General features: G+C 70.7%; 15 protein-coding genes, 2 tRNA genes and 1 pseudogene. 15 read left to right on the plus strand and 3 right to left on the minus strand.

Translation table 11 applies throughout. The features are described from left to right. Positions 1-138: 138 nt before the first annotated feature. From dnaA to AB0A69_RS21740, 11 genes are all read left to right on the plus strand, one after another. Positions 139-1893 carry a chromosomal replication initiator protein DnaA gene (dnaA, locus tag AB0A69_RS21690; RefSeq protein WP_361424219.1) on the plus strand — a complete coding sequence of 585 codons (1755 nt, stop codon included), beginning with the start codon at positions 139-141 and terminating at the stop codon, positions 1891-1893. 894 nt (positions 1894-2787) lie between these two features. Continuing rightward, a complete protein-coding gene (dnaN, locus tag AB0A69_RS21695; protein WP_355352164.1) occupies positions 2788-3918 on the plus strand; it encodes a DNA polymerase III subunit beta in 1131 nt (376 codons plus the stop codon). Positions 3919-4066: 148 nt separating this feature from the next. Continuing rightward, positions 4067-4945 carry a phosphogluconate dehydrogenase (NAD(+)-dependent, decarboxylating) gene (gene gnd, locus AB0A69_RS21700; protein WP_361424222.1) on the plus strand — a complete coding sequence of 293 codons (879 nt, stop codon included), beginning with the start codon at positions 4067-4069 and terminating at the stop codon, positions 4943-4945. An 84-nt stretch (positions 4946-5029) separates the two neighbouring features. Next, a complete protein-coding gene (gene recF / locus AB0A69_RS21705) occupies positions 5030-6151 on the plus strand; it encodes a DNA replication/repair protein RecF (protein WP_361424225.1) in 1122 nt (373 codons plus the stop codon). Between the two features lie 5 nt (positions 6152-6156). Continuing rightward, on the plus strand, positions 6157-6753 hold the full coding sequence (locus AB0A69_RS21710) for a DciA family protein (RefSeq protein ID WP_361424347.1): 597 nt from the start codon (positions 6157-6159) through the stop codon (positions 6751-6753). 809 nt (positions 6754-7562) lie between these two features. Further along, positions 7563-9635 carry a DNA topoisomerase (ATP-hydrolyzing) subunit B gene (gyrB, locus tag AB0A69_RS21715; RefSeq protein WP_361424228.1) on the plus strand — a complete coding sequence of 691 codons (2073 nt, stop codon included), beginning with the start codon at positions 7563-7565 and terminating at the stop codon, positions 9633-9635. 41 nt (positions 9636-9676) lie between these two features. Next, a complete protein-coding gene (gene gyrA, locus AB0A69_RS21720) occupies positions 9677-12322 on the plus strand; it encodes a DNA gyrase subunit A (RefSeq protein ID WP_361424231.1) in 2646 nt (881 codons plus the stop codon). Positions 12323-12325: 3 nt separating this feature from the next. Continuing rightward, entirely contained in the window at positions 12326-12949 is a 624-nt protein-coding gene (locus tag AB0A69_RS21725) for a DUF3566 domain-containing protein (protein WP_361424234.1), read from the plus strand. Between the two features lie 94 nt (positions 12950-13043). After that, positions 13044-13117, plus strand: a tRNA-Ile gene (locus AB0A69_RS21730). A 154-nt stretch (positions 13118-13271) separates the two neighbouring features. Further along, positions 13272-13406: a DLW-39 family protein gene (locus tag AB0A69_RS21735; RefSeq protein WP_003958712.1), complete on the plus strand. Its 135-nt coding sequence runs from the start codon at positions 13272-13274 to the stop codon at positions 13404-13406. A 187-nt stretch (positions 13407-13593) separates the two neighbouring features. Beyond that, positions 13594-14904, plus strand: a complete 1311-nt coding sequence (locus AB0A69_RS21740) for a hypothetical protein (protein ID WP_361424237.1) — start codon at positions 13594-13596, stop codon at positions 14902-14904. A 13-nt stretch (positions 14905-14917) separates the two neighbouring features. On the opposite strand, the gene AB0A69_RS21745 is transcribed toward AB0A69_RS21740, so the two are convergent. Together AB0A69_RS21745 and AB0A69_RS21750 are read right to left on the minus strand one after the other, a co-directional pair. Continuing rightward, positions 14918-16162: a serine/threonine-protein kinase gene (locus tag AB0A69_RS21745; protein WP_361424240.1), complete on the minus strand. Its 1245-nt coding sequence runs from the start codon at positions 16160-16162 to the stop codon at positions 14918-14920. 54 nt (positions 16163-16216) lie between these two features. Beyond that, positions 16217-16765, minus strand: a complete 549-nt coding sequence (locus AB0A69_RS21750) for a DNA-binding protein (protein ID WP_361424242.1) — start codon at positions 16763-16765, stop codon at positions 16217-16219. Between the two features lie 151 nt (positions 16766-16916). On the opposite strand from AB0A69_RS21750, the gene AB0A69_RS21755 reads away from it, so the two are divergent. Then, positions 16917-16989 (plus strand) — tRNA-Ala (locus AB0A69_RS21755). Positions 16990-17573: 584 nt separating this feature from the next. Continuing rightward, positions 17574-18365: pseudogene (locus tag AB0A69_RS21760) on the plus strand (hypothetical protein); the annotation flags it as partial. Between the two features lie 41 nt (positions 18366-18406). On the opposite strand, the gene AB0A69_RS21765 reads toward AB0A69_RS21760, so the two are convergent. After that, positions 18407-18838 (minus strand): arsenate reductase ArsC, encoded by a 432-nt coding sequence (locus AB0A69_RS21765; protein ID WP_361424245.1) that lies wholly within the window; start codon positions 18836-18838, stop codon positions 18407-18409. Between the two features lie 69 nt (positions 18839-18907). Here AB0A69_RS21765 and AB0A69_RS21770 point away from each other — a divergent pair, with 69 nt between their 5' ends. Both AB0A69_RS21770 and arsB read left to right on the plus strand, forming a co-directional pair. Next, the gene (locus tag AB0A69_RS21770; protein WP_361424248.1) at positions 18908-19216 is read left to right on the plus strand and encodes a metalloregulator ArsR/SmtB family transcription factor; all 309 of its coding nucleotides are present in this window, start codon (positions 18908-18910) and stop codon (positions 19214-19216) included. Further along, a complete protein-coding gene (arsB, locus tag AB0A69_RS21775; protein WP_361424251.1) occupies positions 19213-20295 on the plus strand; it encodes an ACR3 family arsenite efflux transporter in 1083 nt (360 codons plus the stop codon). Before AB0A69_RS21770 ends, arsB begins: the two co-directional genes overlap by 4 nt. Positions 20296-20418: the final 123 nt, after the last annotated feature.

Consider the following 20418-nt stretch of genomic DNA (forward strand, 5'->3'; position numbering starts at 1 on the left):
ACTTGAACCACGTGAGCCGCCACGACTACCGTGGCTGAACTCGGATTCTTTCCGTTGTGTCCTTGCCTGTCCGTCCCGTCCCGTCCCGTCCCGTCCCGAGAACCACACATTCGTGGGACCTGTGAGAGAGCGTGCCTTGTGGCTGACGTACCTGCTGATCTTGCCGCAGTGTGGCCACGCGTGCTCGAGCAGCTCCTCGGTGAAGGCCAGCAAGGCATCGAGCCCAAGGACAAGCAGTGGGTCGAGCGGTGCCAGCCGCTCGCACTGGTGGCCGACACGGCGCTTCTCGCCGTACCCAACGAGTGGGGCAAGCGGGTCCTGGAGGGCCGGCTCGCACCGCTGATCAGCGACACGCTCAGCCGCGAGTGCGGGCGCCCCATCCGGATCGCGATCACCGTCGACGACTCCGCGGGCGAGCCGCCCGCGCCTCCGGCTCCCCCCGGCCGGCAGCAGCCGCGCTACGACGACTACGGCCACCGGCCGATGCCCGACGACGGGCTGCCGACCGCGCGCCCGGCCTACCCCGAGTACCAGCAGCACCGCCCGGAGCCCGGCGCCTGGCCGCGCACCCAGGAGGACCTCTCCTGGCAGCAGCAGCGCCTCGGCGGGTTCCAGGAGCGCGACCCGTACGCGGGCCCCCGCCCCCAGCAGCCGCACCACGACTACCGCGGCCCGCAGCGCTCCGAGCACGGGGCTCCGTCGCCGTACGAGCCCCAGCGCGAGGGGCGGCACGAGATGCCGGAGCCGCAGTCGCCGTCGCCGTCCCGCCCGGGCTCGGCCGGCCCTGGCGGTGCGTCAGGCACGGGCGGCACCGGGCCCGGAGGGGGCGCGGGGGCCGGAGGCGGGCGGCCCGGTGAGCAGCACGCGCGGCTCAACCCCAAGTACCTCTTCGACACCTTCGTCATCGGCTCGTCGAACCGGTTCGCGCACGCGGCCGCCGTCGCGGTCGCGGAGGCGCCGGCCAAGGCGTACAACCCGCTCTTCATCTACGGCGAGTCGGGCCTCGGCAAGACGCACCTGCTGCATGCGATCGGCCACTACGCGCGGAGCCTGTACCCCGGTACGCGTGTGCGGTACGTGAGCTCGGAGGAGTTCACCAACGAGTTCATCAACTCCATCCGCGACGGCAAGGGCGACACCTTCCGCAAGCGCTACCGCGATGTGGACATCCTGCTCGTCGACGACATCCAGTTCCTGGCGAGCAAGGAGTCGACGCAGGAGGAGTTCTTCCACACCTTCAACACGCTCCACAACGCCAACAAGCAGATCGTGCTCTCCTCCGATCGGCCGCCCAAGCAGCTGATGACGCTGGAGGACCGGCTGCGCAACCGCTTCGAGTGGGGCCTGACCACCGACGTACAGCCGCCGGAGCTGGAGACGCGGATCGCGATCCTCCGCAAGAAGGCGGTGCAGGAGCAGCTCAACGCCCCGCCGGAGGTCCTGGAGTTCATCGCCTCCCGCATCTCGCGCAACATCCGCGAGCTGGAGGGCGCGCTGATCCGTGTGACGGCGTTCGCCAGCCTCAACCGGCAGCCGGTGGACCTGGTCCTGACGGAGAGCGTCCTCAAGGACCTCATCCCGGGCGGCGAGGACGCGGCACCCGAGATCACGGCCGGCGCCATCATGGCGGCGACCGCGGACTACTTCGGCCTGACGGTGGAGGACCTGTGCGGCTCGTCGCGCAGCCGCGTGCTGGTCACCGCCCGGCAGATCGCCATGTACCTGTGCCGGGAGCTGACCGACTTGTCGCTGCCGAAGATCGGCGCCCAGTTCGGCGGCCGCGACCATACGACGGTGATGCACGCGGACCGCAAGATCCGTGCGCTCATGGCGGAGCGGCGCTCGATCTACAACCAGGTCACCGAGCTCACGAACCGCATCAAGAACGGCTGAGGTATCGCTGACGGCACCGCTGAGGCGCGGCTGAGGCACGGCACGGCCACGGCCACGGCCGCTGCGCGGGGCTGAAGCGCGCGGCTGAAGCGCGGTGGAGACCCCTTCCAAGGGCGCTCCTGGGACCCGTCCCGGGGGCGCCCTTCGTCATGCCCGCCCCTGCTGCGGACCCCCCGCTGTTCGAATACGTACGGCTCCGGGCCCCTTCTCCACAGATTCGGGGCAGATCTTCGATCCACAGGGTGGGGACTGTCGAGTTGTCCAGACAGCGTCCACAGGCGAGCCTGTTGGTATCGCGTTCCCCCAGGTCAGCAGGTTGTGGAATTGTGGCCGAGCGCTCTCCACAGCCTGTGGACGAAGATTTCTTCCACAGGCGGCCGACGCGGTTGTCCACCGGCGGCCCACAGGTAACGGTCCATGGTCCACAGCTTCTCCACACCGCTGTCCACTGTTCGGCAACGCAACACCCGAGCTCACCGGCCGGAGTGAAAGCGGTCACACGAAGATGCCGGATTGGGCTGTGGGGAAGCTGGGTAAAACTGGGGACGGCGCTGGGGAGAACCCTGTGTGTGCTGTGCATCGCGTGTGCACAACTTCCGCGCGTCCACAGACGGCCCCGGTTGTCCACGGGCGCCACCCACAGGGGCAGTGGACAAAAAACGCGGCCTGACCTGCGTGGACGACGTTATCCACGGTTTCCACAGGCCCTACTACTACTCCCACTCAGAGTTACCGGGGAATTCGCTTCGAAGAGGGCCCTGTGCACAACTCGGCACCGGAGCCCCAACCGCCTCATGGCTCGACTTGACCCCGAGCCGCACCGACTGTCCGCGGCGTGCGTCAGACTGGTTCTCGCAGTCGACGAAGAGCCAGCAACAGCAGGAGGCGGTTCCGGTGAAGATCCGGGTGGAGCGCGATGTACTCGCGGAGGCGGTGGCCTGGGTGGCCCGCAGCCTCCCGGCCCGTCCGCCGGCGCCCGTACTCGCGGGCCTTCTTCTGAAGGCCGAGGACGGCGCGCTCAGCTTCTCCAGCTTCGACTACGAGGTCTCCGCGCGGGTCTCCGTCGAGGCCGAGGTGGAGGAGGACGGCACCGTCCTGGTCTCCGGCCGCCTGCTGGCCGACATCTGCCGCGCCCTCCCCAACCGCCCGGTGGAGATTTCCACAGACGGTGTACGGGCGACCGTGGTCTGCGGCTCCTCCCGGTTCACCCTCCACACCCTGCCTGTGGAGGAGTACCCGGCGCTGCCGGAGATGCCGTCCGCGACCGGCACCGTGCCCGGCGAGGTCTTCGCCTCCGCCGCCGCCCAGGTCGCCATCGCGGCGGGCCGCGACGACACGCTGCCCGTCCTCACCGGCGTACGGATCGAGATCGAGGGCGACACGGTCACGCTGGCGTCCACCGACCGCTACCGCTTCGCCGTCCGCGAGTTCCTGTGGAAGCCGGAGTCGCCGGACGCCTCCGCCGTCGCCCTGGTGCCCGCCAAGACGCTGCTGGACACCGCCAAATCGCTGACCAGCGGCGACACGGTCACGCTGGCGCTGTCGGGCTCCGGCAAGGGCGAGGGCCTCATCGGTTTCGAGGGCGCCGGCCGGCGGACCACCACCCGTCTCCTCGAGGGCGACCTGCCGAAGTACCGGACGCTCTTCCCGACGGAGTTCAACTCGGTCGCGGTGATCGAGACCGCGCCGTTCGTCGAGGCCGTCAAGCGTGTGGCCCTCGTCGCCGAGCGGAACACTCCGGTCCGGCTCACCTTCGAGCAGGGCGTCCTCATCCTGGAGGCCGGTTCCAGCGACGACGCACAGGCTGTGGAGCGCGTCGACGCGCAGCTGGAGGGCGACGACATCTCGATCGCCTTCAACCCGACCTTCCTGCTGGACGGCCTGAGCGCGATCGACTCCCCGGTCGCCCAGCTGTCCTTCACCACCTCCACCAAGCCCGCGCTGCTGAGCGGCAAGCCGGCCGTCGACGCCGAGGCGGACGAGGCGTACAAGTACCTGATCATGCCGGTGCGCCTCAGCGGCTGAGCGGGTCGAACCGCGGGCCTGGCCCAGGGCGGGGGCCGCTCGGCCGAGCGGCCGAGTGAGCGCCCGACCCCACAGGTGTGCACCCGCGTCCGGGCGTAGTCTCGGACGCGGGTACGAACTCGGCACACAAACGATTGAGGAATGTCTGATGGAGCTCGGTCTCGTCGGTCTCGGCAAGATGGGCGGCAACATGCGCGAGCGCATCCGCCGCGCCGGCCACACCGTCATCGGGTACGACCGCAACCCGGACCTCGCCGATGTCCACAGCCTCGAGGAGCTTGTGAGCAAGCTCAAGGGCCCGCGCGTCGTGTGGGTCATGGTCCCCGCGGGCGCCGCGACGCAGTCCACCATCGACGAGCTCGCCGAGCTGCTCTCGCCCGGCGACGTGGTCGTCGACGGCGGCAACTCCCGCTGGACGGATGACGAGAAGCACGCCGAGGAGCTGGCCGCCAAGGGCATCGGCTTCGTCGACTGCGGCGTCTCCGGCGGCGTCTGGGGCCTGGAGAACGGCTACGCGCTGATGTACGGCGGCGACGCCGAGAACGTCGCGAAGGTCCAGCCGATCTTCGACGCGCTGAAGCCCGAGGGCGAGTTCGGCTCCGTCCACGCGGGCAAGGTCGGCGCCGGCCACTTCGCGAAGATGGTCCACAATGGCATCGAGTACGCCATGATGCAGGCCTACGCCGAGGGCTGGGAGCTGCTGGAGGCCGTCGACTCCGTCACGGACGTGCGCGAGGTCTTCCGCTCCTGGCAGCAGGGCACGGTCATCCGTTCCTGGCTGCTCGACCTCGCGGTCAACGCGCTGGACGAGGACGAGCACCTGGAGGAGCTGCGCGGCTACGCCCAGGACTCCGGCGAGGGCCGCTGGACCGTCGAGGCCGCCATCGACAACGCGGTGCCGCTGCCCGCGATCACGGCGTCGCTGTTCGCGCGGTTCGCGTCCCGGCAGGACGACTCGCCGCAGATGAAGATGATCGCCGCGCTGCGCAACCAGTTCGGTGGCCACGCGGTCGAGAAGAAGAACTAGCGAAGCAGCACCAGCACAAAGGCATCCACAGGCTGTGCACACCTCGGTGTGCACGGCCATGCCGGGGGAAGGTCGGCGCACATCATGCACGTCACGCATCTGTCGCTGGCCGACTTCCGCTCGTACGCCCGGGTCGAGGTCCCGCTCGAGCCGGGCGTCGGCGTTTTCGTCGGCGCGAACGGCCAGGGCAAGACCAACCTCGTCGAGGCGGTCGGCTATCTCGCCACGCTCGGCAGCCACCGGGTCTCGTCCGACGCTCCACTGGTGCGGATGGGGGCCGAGCGCGCCGTCATCCGCGCGGCCGTCCGGCAGGGCGAGCGGTCGCAGCTCGTCGAGCTGGAGCTCAACCCGGGGCGGGCGAACCGGGCCCGGATCAACCGGTCCTCGCAGGTCAGGCCGCGGGATGTGCTGGGCATCGTACGGACCGTGCTCTTCGCGCCGGAGGACCTGGCGCTCGTCAAGGGCGATCCGGGGGAGCGGCGGCGCTTCCTCGACGAGCTGGTCACCGCGCGCTCGCCGCGGATGGCGGGGGTGCGCTCCGACTACGAGCGGGTGCTCAAGCAGCGCAACACCCTGCTGAAGTCGGCGGCCATGGCGCGGCGGCACGGCGGGCGCTCCATGGACCTCTCCACGCTGGACGTGTGGGACCAGCACCTCGCGCGCACGGGCGCGGAGCTGCTGGCGCAGCGGCTCGACCTCGTCGCGACGCTGCAGCCGCTGGCCGACAAGGCGTACGAGCAGCTCGCGCCGGGCGGCGGGCCGATGTCGCTGGAGTACCGGGGGCCGGTCGCCGCCGGGGTGCACGGGCGGGAGGCGCTGTACGAGGGGCTCCTCGCGGCGCTGGCCGAGGTGCGCAAGCAGGAGATCGAGCGGGGCGTCACGCTGGTGGGCCCCCACCGTGACGATCTCGTGCTCAAGCTGGGCGAGCTGCCCGCGAAGGGGTACGCCAGCCACGGCGAGTCCTGGTCCTATGCCCTGGCGCTGCGGCTGGCCTCGTACGACCTGCTGCGCGGGGAGGGCAACGAGCCGGTGCTCGTCCTCGACGACGTCTTCGCGGAGCTGGACGCGCGGCGGCGCGAGCGGCTGGCGGAGCTGGTCGCGCCGGGGGAGCAGGTGCTGGTGACGGCGGCGGTCGACGACGACGTACCGGGGGTGCTGGCGGGTGTGAGGTACGTGGTGTCGGAGGGGACGGTGGAGCGGCTGTGACGGGCATGTCCGTACCCGGGCCCTCTTCCGTGCCCGGGTCTCCTTTGCCGGGGGCTTCTGTACCGGGGCCTCCTCTGCCCGGGGCTTCCGTGCCGGAGCCGTCGGGCGTCGACCTGGCGCGGGTCGCGCTGCGCGCGGCGAAGGAGCAGGCGAAGGCGCGGGGCGCGGCGGCGCAGCAGAAGAAGCAGGCGCGGCGGGGCGGCGGCCTGCGCTCGGGCGCGCGGGCGGACGGGCGCGATCCGCTGCCGCTGGGCGCCGCGATCAACCGGTTGATCACCGAGCGCGGGTGGGAGACCCCGGCGGCGGTCGGCGGTGTGATGGGCCGGTGGCCGCAGATCGTGGGCGAGGACCTGGCGAAGCACTGCGTACCGCTGCGGTACGACGAGGACCCGGAGGAGCGGGTGCTCACGGTGCAGTGCGACTCCACGGCGTGGGCGACGCAGCTGCGGCTGCTGGCGCCGCGGCTGGTGGCGCGGCTGAACGAGGACCTGGGGCAGGGGACCGTGCGGGTGATCAAGGTGCTGGGGCCCGGGGGGCCGCGGCGGGGGTACGGGCCGCTGCGGGCGCCGGGGAGCGTGGGGCCGGGGGACACGTACGGCTGACGCGGCCGGTGCTTCTCCCCCACCCCTCCCCTTCCCGTAACCGGGGGCTCCGCCCCCGGACCCCTGGCCCGCGCCGCTGCGCGGCCGGGCCGGATGCCTCGCTGCCGCGAGGCGCCAAGCCGGGGCTGCGCCCCGGACCCGGAGCCGCTCCGCCTGCGGCCCTCCCTGGCCGTGCGGCCGCCGGCGCGGCGCGGACTCCCAGCCGGAACGCCCGGAACCACGGCTGCGCCCTAGCCCAGGGGCCCGGACCCGCTCGGCCTGCGGCCTTCCCTGATCGCCCGGCCGCAGGCGCGGCGGGCTGCGAACCCTGGCGCCCGGGGCCACGGCTGCGCCCTAGGCCCCCGCCCCCCGGACCCCGCTCGGGCGGCGCCACTCCCTGACCGTCCGGCCTCGCCGGCGCGGCGGCCCCCGGAACCCTGAGCGTCCGGAGCTCACGCTGGAGCCCCTAGCCCCCACCCCGCTCGCCCCCCCCGGGCGCCCCGCTGAGCCGGGCCGCGCCCGCTCGCGCCGGGGGTCACGGGGGTTCCACACCAGCCCCCGTGACCCCCGTGACAGACGCGAAGAGTGAGGCCCCCGTCACCGTCGCTGGAGGTTGACAGGTCGAAGCGCTGAGTGGCGGTGTGAGCCTCTTGAAGCCCCTTCCCGGATATGGGGAGTAGGTGGGCGCCGGTTCAGGGCGGCACATGCGTACTCAGGTACCGGCAAACCCCCATGAGTGTCGGCGTCACCGGTACACTGGTAGGTAATCCCGCCCACTGCGGAACATGTCGAACGACGCAGCCGCTCCCGGACCCCCGGAGAGACGGCTTGTGCTGTGCCAGAAAGGGCGCTTCGTGGCCGATTCCGGCAACCCCAACGAGAACATTCCGTCCACTGCTGCCGGCGCGACGACGCCAACCTCGTCGTCGTACGACGCCAGCGCGATCACCGTCCTCGAGGGTCTGGACGCGGTCCGCAAGCGACCCGGCATGTACATCGGGTCGACCGGCGAGCGTGGACTGCACCACCTGGTGTACGAGGTGGTCGACAACTCCGTCGACGAGGCCCTGGCCGGGCACGCGGACACCATCGACGTCACCATCCTCGCGGACGGTGGCGTCAAGGTCGTGGACAACGGGCGCGGTATCCCCGTGGACATCCACCCCGTCGAGAAGAAGCCGGCCGTCGAGGTCGTGCTCACCGTGCTGCACGCGGGCGGCAAGTTCGGCGGCGGCGGTTACGCCGTCTCCGGTGGTCTGCACGGCGTGGGTGTGTCCGTCGTGAACGCCCTGTCGTCGCGGGTCTCCGTGGAGATCAAGCGGGACGGGTTCCGTTGGACCCAGGACTACAAGCTGGGCGTGCCCACCGCCCCCCTGGCCAAGCACGAGGCGGTCGAGGACTCCGGTACCGCGGTGACCTTCTGGGCCGACCCGGACATCTTCGAGACGACCGAGTACTCCTTCGAGACGCTCTCGCGCCGCTTCCAGGAGATGGCCTTCCTCAACAAGGGCCTGCGCATCTCGCTGACCGACGAGCGCGAGTCGGCCAAGGCGACGATGAACGCCGACGACCCCGACGCGGCGGAGACCGCCGAGGAGGCGCCGGCGCGCACCGTCTCGTACTACTACGAGGGCGGCATCGTCGACTTCGTGAAGTACCTGAACTCGCGCAAGGGCGAGCTCATCCACCCCACGGTGATCGCGGTGGAGTCCGAGGACAAGGAGCGCATGCTCTCGGTCGAGATCGCCATGCAGTGGAACTCGCAGTACACCGAGGGCGTGTACTCCTTCGCGAACACCATCCACACCCACGAGGGCGGTACGCACGAAGAGGGCTTCCGCGCCGCGCTCACCGGTCTGGTGAACCGTTACGCGCGCGACAAGAAGCTGCTGCGCGAGAAGGACGACAACCTCACCGGTGAGGACATCCGCGAGGGTCTGACGGCGATCATCTCCGTCAAGCTCGGCGAGCCGCAGTTCGAGGGCCAGACCAAGACCAAGCTGGGCAACACCGAGGCGAAGACGTTCGTCCAGAAGGTCGTCAACGAGCACCTGACGGACTGGTTCGACCGCAACCCCAACGAGGCCGCGGACATCATCCGCAAGTCGATCCAGGCCGCCACCGCCCGCGTCGCCGCCCGCAAGGCGCGTGACCTGACGCGGCGCAAGGGCCTGCTGGAGTCGGCGTCCCTGCCGGGCAAGCTGTCCGACTGCCAGTCGAACGACCCGTCCAAGTGCGAGATCTTCATCGTCGAGGGCGACTCCGCCGGCGGCTCGGCCAAGTCCGGCCGCAACCCCGAGTACCAGGCCATCCTGCCGATCCGCGGCAAGATCCTGAACGTCGAGAAGGCCCGGATCGACAAGATCCTCCAGAACACCGAGGTCCAGGCGCTGATCTCCGCCTTCGGCACCGGGGTCCACGAGGACTTCGACATCTCCAAGCTCCGCTACCACAAGATCATCCTCATGGCGGACGCCGACGTCGACGGCCAGCACATCAACACGCTGCTGCTGACCTTCCTCTTCCGCTTCATGCGGCCGCTGGTCGAGGCCGGGCACGTGTACCTGTCGCGCCCGCCGCTGTACAAGATCAAGTGGGGCCGGGACGACTTCGAGTACGCCTACTCGGACCGTGAGCGCGACGCGCTCGTCGAGCTCGGCAAGCAGAACGGCAAGCGCATCCGCGAGGACTCGATCCAGCGCTTCAAGGGTCTGGGCGAGATGAACGCCGAGGAGCTGCGCATCACCACCATGGACCAGGACCACCGGGTGCTCGGCCAGGTCACGCTGGACGACGCGGCCCAGGCCGACGACCTGTTCTCGGTGTTGATGGGTGAGGACGTGGAGGCGCGGCGCTCGTTCATCCAGCGCAACGCCAAGGACGTTCGCTTCCTCGACATCTGAGTCGGTCTCAGCTGACCGTACGAAAGGACTGAAGACCAGCAATGGCCGACGAGAACACCCCTGCCCCCGTGATGCCCGAAGAGGAGCCCGCCGTCCCCGGTGTGGGCCTGCGCGTCGAGCCCGTCGGGCTCGAGACCGAGATGCAGCGCTCGTACCTGGACTACGCGATGTCCGTCATCGTGTCCCGCGCGCTGCCGGACGTACGGGACGGCCTCAAGCCCGTCCACCGCCGCGTGCTGTACGCGATGTACGACGGCGGGTACCGCCCCGAGAAGGGCTTCTACAAATGCGCCCGCGTCGTCGGTGACGTCATGGGTACGTACCACCCGCACGGCGACACCTCCATCTACGACGCGCTGGTGCGCCTGGCCCAGCCGTGGTCGATGCGCCTGCCGCTGGTGGACTCCAACGGCAACTTCGGTTCCCCGGGCAACGACCCGGCCGCCGCCATGCGGTACACCGAGTGCAAGATGATGCCGCTGTCCATGGAGATGCTCCGGGACATCGACGAGGAGACCGTCGACTTCCAGGACAACTACGACGGCCGCAACCAGGAGCCGACGGTCCTGCCGTCCCGCTTCCCGAACCTCCTGGTCAACGGCTCCGCGGGCATCGCGGTCGGCATGGCGACCAACATCCCGCCGCACAACCTCCGCGAGGTCGCGGCCGGTGCGCAGTGGGCGCTGGAGCACCCCGAGGCCAGCCACGAGGAGCTCCTGGACGCGCTGATCGAGCGGATCAAGGGCCCGGACTTCCCGTCCGGCGCCCTCGTCGTCGGGCGCAAGGGCATCGAGGAGGCGTACCGCACGGGCCGCGGCTCCATCACCATGCGCGCGGTCGTCGAGGTCGAGGAGATCCAGAACCGCCAGTGCCTGGTGGTCACGGAGCTGCCCTACCAGGTCAACCCGGACAACCTCGCGCAGAAGATCGCCGACCTCGTCAAGGACGGCAAGATCGGCGGCATCGCGGACGTCCGCGACGAGACGTCGTCCCGGACCGGCCAGCGCCTGGTGATCGTCCTCAAGCGGGACGCGGTCGCCAAGGTCGTCCTCAACAACCTCTACAAGCACACCGACCTCCAGACGAACTTCGGCGCCAACATGCTGGCGCTCGTCGACGGTGTGCCGCGCACGCTCTCGCTCGACGCGTTCATCCGCCACTGGGTGACGCACCAGATCGAGGTCATCGTCCGGCGTACGAGGTTCCGCCTGCGCAAGGCGGAGGAGCGCGCCCACATCCTGCGCGGTCTGCTCAAGGCGCTCGACGCCATCGACGAGGTCATCGCCCTGATCCGGCGCAGCGACACCGTCGAGATCGCGCGCGAGGGCCTGATGGGCCTGCTGCAGATCGACGAGATCCAGGCCAACGCCATCCTCGAGATGCAGCTGCGCCGGCTCGCCGCCCTGGAGCGCCAGAAGATCGTCGCCGAGCACGACGAGCTCCAGGCCAAGATCAACGAGTACAACGAGATCCTCGCCTCCGAGGCGCGCCAGCGCCAGATCGTCAGCGAGGAGCTCGCGGCACTCGTCGAGAAGTACGGCGACGACCGCCGCTCCAAGCTGGTGCCCTTCGACGGTGACATGTCCATCGAGGACCTGATCGCCGAGGAGGACATCGTCGTCACGATCACGCGTGGCGGCTACGTGAAGCGCACGAAGACGGTCGACTACCGCTCGCAGAAGCGCGGCGGCAAGGGCGTGCGCGGTACGAAGCTGAAGGAAGACGACATCGTCGACCACTTCTTCGTGTCGACGACGCACCACTGGCTCCTGTTCTTCACCAACAAGGGCCGGGTCTACCGCGCCAAGGCGTACGAGCTCCCCGACGCCGGGCGGGACGCGCGCGGCCAGCACGTCGCCAATCTGCTGGCCTTCCAGCCGGACGAGAAGATCGCCGAGATCCTCGCCATCCGCGACTACGAGGCCGCGCCGTACCTGGTGCTCGCCACCAAGGGCGGCCTGGTGAAGAAGACCGCGCTGAAGGACTACGACTCGCCGCGTTCCGGAGGTGTCATCGCGATCAACCTCCGCGAGACGGAGGACGGCCGCGACGACGAGCTGATCGGCGCGGAGCTGGTGTCCGCCGAGGACGACCTGCTGCTGATCTCCAAGAAGGCGCAGTCGATCCGGTTCACCGCGACGGACGACGCCCTGCGCCCGATGGGGCGTGCCACCTCCGGCGTCAAGGGCATGAGCTTCCGCGAAGGCGACGAGCTGCTGTCGATGAACGTCGTCCGGCCGGGTACGTTCGTGTTCACCGCGACGGACGGCGGGTACGCGAAGCGCACCCGTGTCGACGAGTACCGCGTCCAGGGGCGTGGCGGCCTCGGTATCAAGGCTGCGAAGATCGTGGAGGACCGCGGTTCGCTCGTCGGCGCGCTGGTGGTCGAGGAGACGGACGAGATCCTCGCCATCACGCTGTCCGGTGGTGTGATTCGTACGCGAGTCAATGAAGTCAGGGAGACGGGCCGTGACACCATGGGCGTCCAACTGATCAACCTGGGCAAGCGCGATGCCGTCGTCGGTATCGCACGTAACGCCGAGGCGGGTCGCGAGGCCGAAGAGGTCGACGGGACCGAAGAGGTCGACGGGACCGAGGGTGCCGTCGAAGGCACCGAAGTGACGGCCGAAGTGACGGCCGAGGCCGCCGGGGGTACGGAGCCGCCGGCCGGGGAGCACGAGGAGTAAAGCGTGAGTGGAGCCACGGGCGCCGGATCGGCCGCTTCCGGAGCGAACGGTGCCCGTGGCCCTGCCACGGACTCCCAGGGGGTTACGGTGACCACGTACGACAATGGTCCATTGCCCGGAGAGCGGCCCGCCGGTCCGAAGAAGGCCGCGAAGGCGTCACAGCCGTACCAGCCGCCGCAGGCGTACGCCACCCAGCAGAACAGCGGCGGTACGGCCGGGGCGCGTCAGCCCCGGCCCGAGGTGAAGACCGTGCCGCGTACGCGCAAGGCGAGGCTGCGGGTGGCCAAGGCCGACCCGTGGTCGGTGATGAAGGTGAGCTTCCTGCTCTCCATCGCGCTGGGCATCTGCACGGTGGTGGCGGCCGCGGTGCTGTGGATGGTCATGGACGCCATGGGCGTCTTCTCGACCGTCGGCGGCACGATCAGCGAGGCCACCGGCTCCAACGAGAGCAACGGCTTCGACCTCCAGGCCTTCCTCTCGCTGCCGCGCGTGCTGATGTTCACGTCGGTGATCGCGGTCATCGACGTGGTGCTCGCCACCGCGCTGGCGACGCTGGGCGCGTTCATCTACAACCTCTCCGCGGGCTTCGTGGGCGGCGTCGAGCTCACCCTCGCCGAGGACGAGTAAGCGGGCCCTCCGGCGGGAGGTTCGCGGATTTGGGAACTCGCCGCTCCGTGCGCTAATCTTCAGAGGTCAGCGCGGGCGGCGAGTCCGACGCGGCGGGGCTATAGCTCAGTTGGTTAGAGCGCATCCCTGATAAGGATGAGGCCACAGGTTCAAATCCTGTTAGCCCCACAGTGACGGTGATCGGCCCGGTCGGAGAAATCCGACCGGGCCGATCGCGTTTCCCGTGTCTCTTCGGCGGACGTAGGTCACCGTATGGTCTCGACCGGTGTGTATAGTCGGGCGCCATAAGGTCTCCTACGTCAACGAAAGACGAGGTCGCGCGGTGAAGAAGCTTCTCCTGGTCGCACTGGCCGCCATCGGCGGGCTCCTCGTGTACCGCCAGATCCAGGCGGATCGCGCCGAGCAGGACCTGTGGACGGAGGCGACCGACTCCGTGCCCGCAGGTTCCGGTGTGTGAGACGACACGCAGTCTGCGTACGGGCCCCGGCCGCTGAAGCGGTCGGGGCCTTGTGCTGTCCGCCGTTCCCGGTAGCGAATATTTCGATTGCGTCTGCAAAGTACCTGAGGTGTGTGCAGACAGCGCGGGGACGGGCGGGGCAGGATGGTGCCCGCTCGGAGCTGGTACGCGTACGGAGGGGAAGAGCGTGAAGAGGCGGCGGGGCGGCGGCATGGCGGCGGCCAGGGCGGTCGCCGGGGCGGCGGCGATGGGCGCCGTGGTGGTGCTGGGCGCGCAGACAGGGGCGGCCGGGCAGGCACGCGCGGCCGGGCAGCCGACGCCGTACACCTTCGCCGAGGGCGCCCGGCCGGTGAAGGGTGCCGCCAGTACCAGTGAGGCCCCGCGGCTGACCACCGGCGGGACGTACCGGGACACCATCGACCGCGGCGAGAAGCTGGTCTACCGGATCGACCTGGACGCGGAGCGGGACGCGTACGTCTCCGCCGTGGCCGTGCCCGGGCCGGGCACCGAGGTCGGCTACTCCGACGGCCTGGAGGTCTCGCTCCAGGATCGCGACGGATACGAGTGCAGCTCCAACGACGACCGGTTCCGCTCCGCCGAGTTCCCGCGCCCGCTGGCCGCCTACGCGCACCGGACCATCGAGAAGGACCGCACCTCCTGCCAGAAGGCCGACTCGTACTACGTGGTCGTCGAGCGCACGACAACCGACGGCAAGGGCGGGGCCGAGCCGTGGGAGCTGGAGCTCCGGCACCAGACCGAGCCCAAGGTGAAGGAGGTCGGCCCGACGGCCGCGCCGTCGGCCTGGCCCAGCGCCTCGCCCCCGACCCCGGCCGGCGGCCCTCGCGAACGGGCCGGCGGCGCCGGCTTCTTCGACGCGACCGGCCTCACCCAGGGCGAGTGGACCGACCGGATCGAACCCGGCCAGTCGCGCTTCTACCGGGTGCCGGTGGACTGGGGCCAGCAGATCTTCGCCAGCGCGGACCTCGGCAGCTCGGCGGGCGGCCAGGGCTTCGTCGGCAGCGCGCTCTCCATGAGGCTGTTCAACCCCATGCAGGGTGTCGTCGGCAGCGTCGACTCCGTCTCGTACGACGGCAAGCAGAAGGCGGCGGCGCTCGACCCGCTGCCGCCGGTGCGGTACGAGAACCGCTTCGACTCCAGCGCCAAGTTCGAGGACATGCGGTTCGCGGGCTGGTACTACCTGCAGGTCAGCCTCAGCCCAGAGGTGGGTGAGAAGTTCGGCAAGAAGCCGTACGGGCTGACGCTGCGCGTCAACGTCCGGGGCGAGGCGCGGCCGGCCCCCGCGTACGACGGGCCGGCCGGGATCTTCAGCGTCACGCAGGACGACAAGGAGCAGGCGGCCAGCGGGCAGAGCGGCCCGGAGGCGGAGCGCAGCGGCACGATGAAGGCCGTCGCGGCGGCCGGGATCGGCAGCGGGACGGTGCTGGTGCTCGGGCTCGGGGTGTGGACGCTGCTGGCGCGGCGGCGCGCGGCGCTCTGAGCGGAGCGGGCGTTCAGACCTGGGTGAGCGCCCAGATCCCGACGGCGAAACAGAGCAGCGCGGTCAGCAGCACCGGTACCGCCACCTTCGCGGACGGCCCGGGCCGCTTCGGCACGGGGCGGGCGGTGGGCTGGGGGGTGGGCTGCGTGGTGGCCTGTGCGGCGGTGTAGGGGCGCGTCGGCGTCGCCGGAGCCGGCGGGGCGAGGTGGAAGCTCCCCGTCTCGGACGGCGTGGACGGCGCGGGCTGCGCGTACACAGGGGCCGTTACGGGCGCGGGCGGCACCGCGACGGCTTCGGGTGCGGGTGCGGGTGCGGGCGTGGGTGCCTGTGCGGAAGCCGGTGCCGGTGCCGGTGTCGGTACCGCGTCCGGAGCGGCCGTGATGGGGCCCTCCGGGCCGAAACCGGCCGGGAGCGGCCCGAGTTGGTCGAAGACCTCGACGGGCTCCTCGGTCCCGTCGGCTTCGGGCAGCAGCTCGACCGCCGCCGACAGGGCCTTGCGCGCGCCCGTCGCCGTACGGAAACGGATCTGCGGGTCGGGCTGGAGCAGGCCCGCCAGGACCTGCCACAGCGGCTCCGGGATGCCCTGTGGGGCGCCGGGCGTGCCGTACGCCGTGAAATGGTCCACCAGCGCCTGTGCGTCCGGCTTCTGACCCTGCAGCAGGTACAGGGCGACCAGGCCGACCGCGAACAGGTCGGCCGGGAAGTCGGGCTCCGCGCCCATCAGTTGCTCGGGCGCGAAGTAACCCGGCGTACCGACGACGTAGTTCGTCTCGGTCAGCCGGGGCTCGCCCTTGCGCATCGAGATGCCGAAGTCGGACAGCCGCAGATGCGGCCGTCCGGTTCCGGTCGCCTCCAGCAGGATGTTGGCCGGCTTGATGTCGCGGTGCACGACCCCCTCCGCGTGCACCGCGGCCAGTCCGGACAACAGCTGATCGAGCAGGGTGCAGACGAAGCGGGGCGGCAACGGCCCGTAGTCCCCTATGACATGGGCCAGCGACCCACCGCTCACCAGGTCCATGGTGAACAGCACCTTGTCGTCGTCCGCGGCCCAGCTGGCCGGGGCGAGGACGTGCGGGTGGTCGATCCTCAGCGCCTGTTCCCGTACGAAGCGCAGCAGCGTGTGCGCGTCGCTCTGCTGGAGCACCTTGGCCGCGACGTAACGGCGCCGGCGGTGGTCCCAGGCGCGCCAGACGGCGCCCACACCACCGCGCCCGATCGGGTCGGCCAACTCGTACCGACCCGCGAAGACCTCACCCATCGCGCTGCGCCGCTCCCCGTCCGTCCGCTCCCGCTCGGCCTGCTGTCAGCTGTGTCAGCTCTGGTGCGACTCGTAGTGGGCGACCGCGTCCGCGGTGCGCCCGGCGCCGTACACCCGGAGGAACTCTGCCAGCTCCGGGTGGGTGGGTGCGAGCGAGTCGGCCGCATCGATGATGTCGCCGGCCGCCGAGACGGAGCGCAGCAGCGACTGGATCTCCCGGACCACGCGCTTGACCGTCGGCGCCCCCGAGCTGGCGGTCGTCTGGCTGGATCCGGTGAGCACCGAGCCTCCCTGGGACCTCTTGATCTCGTCCATCCGGTCGGTGGCCTCGGCGGCGCTCACGCTGCCGTCGGCGACCTGGCTCGCCAGCTCCTGGAGGGCCTGGACGCGCTGCACCACGGCAGGGTTGCCGATCTTGGCGCGCTGACCGCTCATCAGCTGGGAGAGCATCGGAGCCGACAGCCCGAGCACCGCCGCGAGACGGGCCTGGTTCAGGCCCAGATCGTCGATGAGCCGGCGGAAGAGCGCCCCCAGTGGCTCCCCGTACCAACTGCGCTGGAGCTCTCTGGCTCTCGCGGTCGCTTCCTGCTGTGCCGTATCCATATGCGTCTCCCCATCGCTGTGGTTCGCGGCTGCGAACCTGTCCAGCATCTTACGGAGAGTGGTCGTTCCGGGGGAGTCCTAATCCTTTTGCGGTACACCCCCCGGCACCCGGTACTCTGGTCTGCGGCACCGGCCGCTCGTCGGCCGGCGCGGGGCCTTAGCTCAGTTGGTAGAGCGCTGTCTTTGCATGGCAGATGTCAGGGGTTCGACTCCCCTAGGCTCCACACCTCTTGTGCCCCCTCCGACCTGCGGATCCGCCGGTCGGAGGGGGCTTTTCGTTGCCGTACGCCCCCGGCCCCGAGGACCGCCGTCGGCGCGTAGTACCGGGGGGTGATCCGAGGGATGCGACCCCCGTGTGACGACCTCAACGGCCCTTCGTCCGCAGAGTCGTGCGCTTCCGAGCCGAGGAGGCGTACGCATGAGGGCAGACCGGTCGACCGTCCCGCCGCCGGTGGCGGCTCCGCGTGGGGGGCCGCGCCGGGAGGCCGCGGCGTGGGCGGTGTGCGCGGTGTTCGCCGGGGTGCTCGCCCTGGTGTCGACGCTCGGGACGCATCGGCTGTGGGGCACCGCGGCCGCCGCGGGGTACGCGGTCGGCGCGGGCGCCGTCGCGTGCGGCCGGGTGCTCCCGGGGAGGCTGGCCGCACTGACCGGTGCCGTGACGGTGCCGCTCGCCGTGCTCGTCGCGCGGGGGCGTGCGCAGCTGGAGGTCGAGGTGGTGGAGCGCTCCGGGGCCCTGCTGCTGACCGGCGGCAGCCCGTACGTGGAGAACCCGCTCGGTGTGGAGGACTACAACCCCTACCTGCCCGGCATGGCGGTGTTCGGCCTGCCGCGCGCGCTGTGGGGCGACTTCCCGCTCGCCGACGCGCGCTGGTGGTTCGCCGCGGTGTTCCTCGCGTCCATGGCCGCGGCGTCGCGGCTCGCGGCACGGGTTCCGGCGACGCGGCTCGCGACGCGGCTCGCGGTGCGAGTTCCGGCGACGCGGCTCGCGGTGCGAGTTCCGGCGGCGAGGCGGACATCGGCGGCGCGGGGTCCGGCGACCCGGCGGGGCCCGTACCTCGGCCGCGGTCGGGCGCTGGTGGTGCTCGCCGCCTTACCCGCCGTGGCGCTGCCCCTGGCCGTCGGCGGTACGGACCTACCGGTCGTCGGCCTCATGTGCCTCGCGCCGGCGCTCGCCTCGCGGGGCGCGGCCGCCCGTGCGGGGCTCGCGATGGGCGTCGCGGCGTCGCTCAAGTGGACGGCGTGGCCGCTGTTGCCGGTGGTGCTGGTCCTGCTGGTCTCGGTACGCGGCGGCCGGGCCGCCCTCCGCGCGGCGGGTGTGGCCGGCGGGGTGCTGCTGGTGGCGGTCGCGCCCGTGGCGGTGGCGCACCCCGCCGCGTTCGTGGAGCAGCTCGTCCTCTTCCCGCTGGGCCGGGGCGGCGCGGCCTCACCGGCGGCGAGCCCGCTGCCCGGTCACCTGGTCGCCTCGTTCGTGCCCGGCGGGTTCGTGCTCGCGACCGGAGCGCTGGTGCTCGCCGCCGTGGCGGTGGGCGTCCACCTCTTCAGGCGGCCGCCGCGCGACGCGCGCGCGGCGGCGGACCTCCTGGCGGTGGGACTGCTCCTGGCCATGTGCCTGGCTCCGGCCACCCGCTTCGGGTACCTGCTCTACCCGTTCGTGCTGGCCGGCTGGTTCCGGCTGGCGTCGATCTCCTCGACGAGCCCTTCGACGAGCTTCCTGATCTCGTCGCGGATGGGGCGTACGGCTTCGACGCCCTGGCCGGCCGGGTCGTCCAGCTTCCAGTCCAGGTAGCGCTTGCCCGGGAAGACCGGGCAGGTGTCACCGCAGCCCATGGTGATGCAGACGTCGGACGCCTTGACCGCGTCGACGGTGAGGATCTTGGGCGTCTCGGCGGACATGTCGATGCCGACCTCGCGCATGGCCTCGACGGCGGCCGGGTTGACGGCGTCGGCGGGGGCGGACCCGGCGGAGCGCACCTCGATCCGGTCCCCGGCGAGGTGGTGCAGCCAGGCGGCGGCCATCTGGGAGCGGCCCGCGTTGTGCACGCAGACGAACAGCACGGAGGGCTTGTCGGCCATCGGGGTCTCTCTTCGCACGTACCTGCCGTCGGCACGTATCAGCCGCCGGTGATGTGAGAGTATCAGTCCATGATGACGTCAGTCGACACTGATCTGATCCGGGTTCTGGCCGACCCGCTGAGGCTCCGGATCGTGACCCTGCTCGCCCGCGAGACCCTCTGCACCACCCACCTCGTGGAGGAGACCGGGGCCCGCCAGACGAACCTCTCCAACCACCTGAGAGTGCTGCGGGAAGCAGGGGTCGTGGACACCGAGCCGTGTGGCCGGTTCACGTACTACAAGCTGCGCCCGGACGTCATCGCGCACCTCGCCGACCGATTCGCCGAGCTGGCCGCCACCGCTCGTACCGCCGCCGACAACAAGAGGGCCTGTCCGTGACCCGTACCGAAGCGCCCGCGACCACCACCGGGGAACCGTCCGTCGTCGCGAAACTCTCCACGCTCGACCGCTTCCTCGCCGTCTGGATCATCCTCGCGATGGCCCTCGGGCTGGGCCTGGGCCGCCTGGTCCCCGGTCTGAACGACGCGCTCGCGAAGGTGGAGATCGGCGGAGTCTCGCTGCCCATCGCCGCCGGCCTGCTGATCATGATGTACCCGGTCCTGGCGAAGGTCCGGTACGACCGCCTCGACGCGGTCACCGGCGACCGGAAGCTGATGCTCTCGTCGCTGGTCGTCAACTGGGTCCTCGGCCCCGCGGTGATGTTCGCGCTGGCCTGGGTCTTCCTGCCGGACCTGCCCGAGTACCGCACCGGCCTGATCATCGTCGGCCTCGCCCGCTGCATCGCGATGGTCGTCATCTGGAACGACCTCGCCTGCGGCGACCGCGAAGCCGCCGCCGTGCTCGTCGCGCTCAACAGCGTGTTCCAGGTCCTGGCCTTCGGTCTGCTCGGCTGGTTCTACCTGGACCTGCTGCCCGGCCGGCTCGGCCTCGGCGACGGGGAGTCGCTGGACATCTCCATGTGGGGCATCGCCCTCAACGTCGTCATCTTCCTCGGCGTGCCGCTCCTCGCGGGCTTCCTGACCCGCCGCATCGGCGAGAAGAAGCTCGGCCGCGAGGCGTACGAGTCCGGCTTCCTGCCGAAGATCGGCCCGTGGGCCCTCTACGGCCTGCTCTTCACGATCGTCATCCTCTTCGCCCTCCAGGGGAAGACCATCACCTCGCAGCCGCTCGACGTCGCCCGGATCGCGCTCCCGCTGCTCGTGTACTTCGCGGTGATGTGGTTCGGCACGTTCCTGCTGGGCAAGGCCATCGGCCTGACCTACGACCGCACCGCGACGCTCGCCTTCACCGCCGCCGGCAACAACTTCGAGCTCGCCATCGCCGTCGCCATCGCCACCTTCGGCGTCACCTCCGGCCAGGCCCTCTCGGGCGTCGTCGGCCCGCTCATCGAGGTACCGGTCCTCGTGGCGCTGGTGTACGTCTCCCTCGCCTGGCGCAAGAAGTTCGCCGCCGCGTGAGGCCGCAGGGGCCCTGCCCGAGGCCGTGGGCAGGGCCCAACTTTTATTGCTCCGGACGAGTGCAGTTCATCGGAAGATCTGCCGGGGCGCGGCGCCGGTGCTCGCGCTTTCGGGACACATACA

The organism is Streptomyces sp. NPDC045431 (assembly GCF_040646655.1).
Classification (GTDB): Bacteria; Actinomycetota; Actinomycetes; order Streptomycetales; family Streptomycetaceae; genus Streptomyces.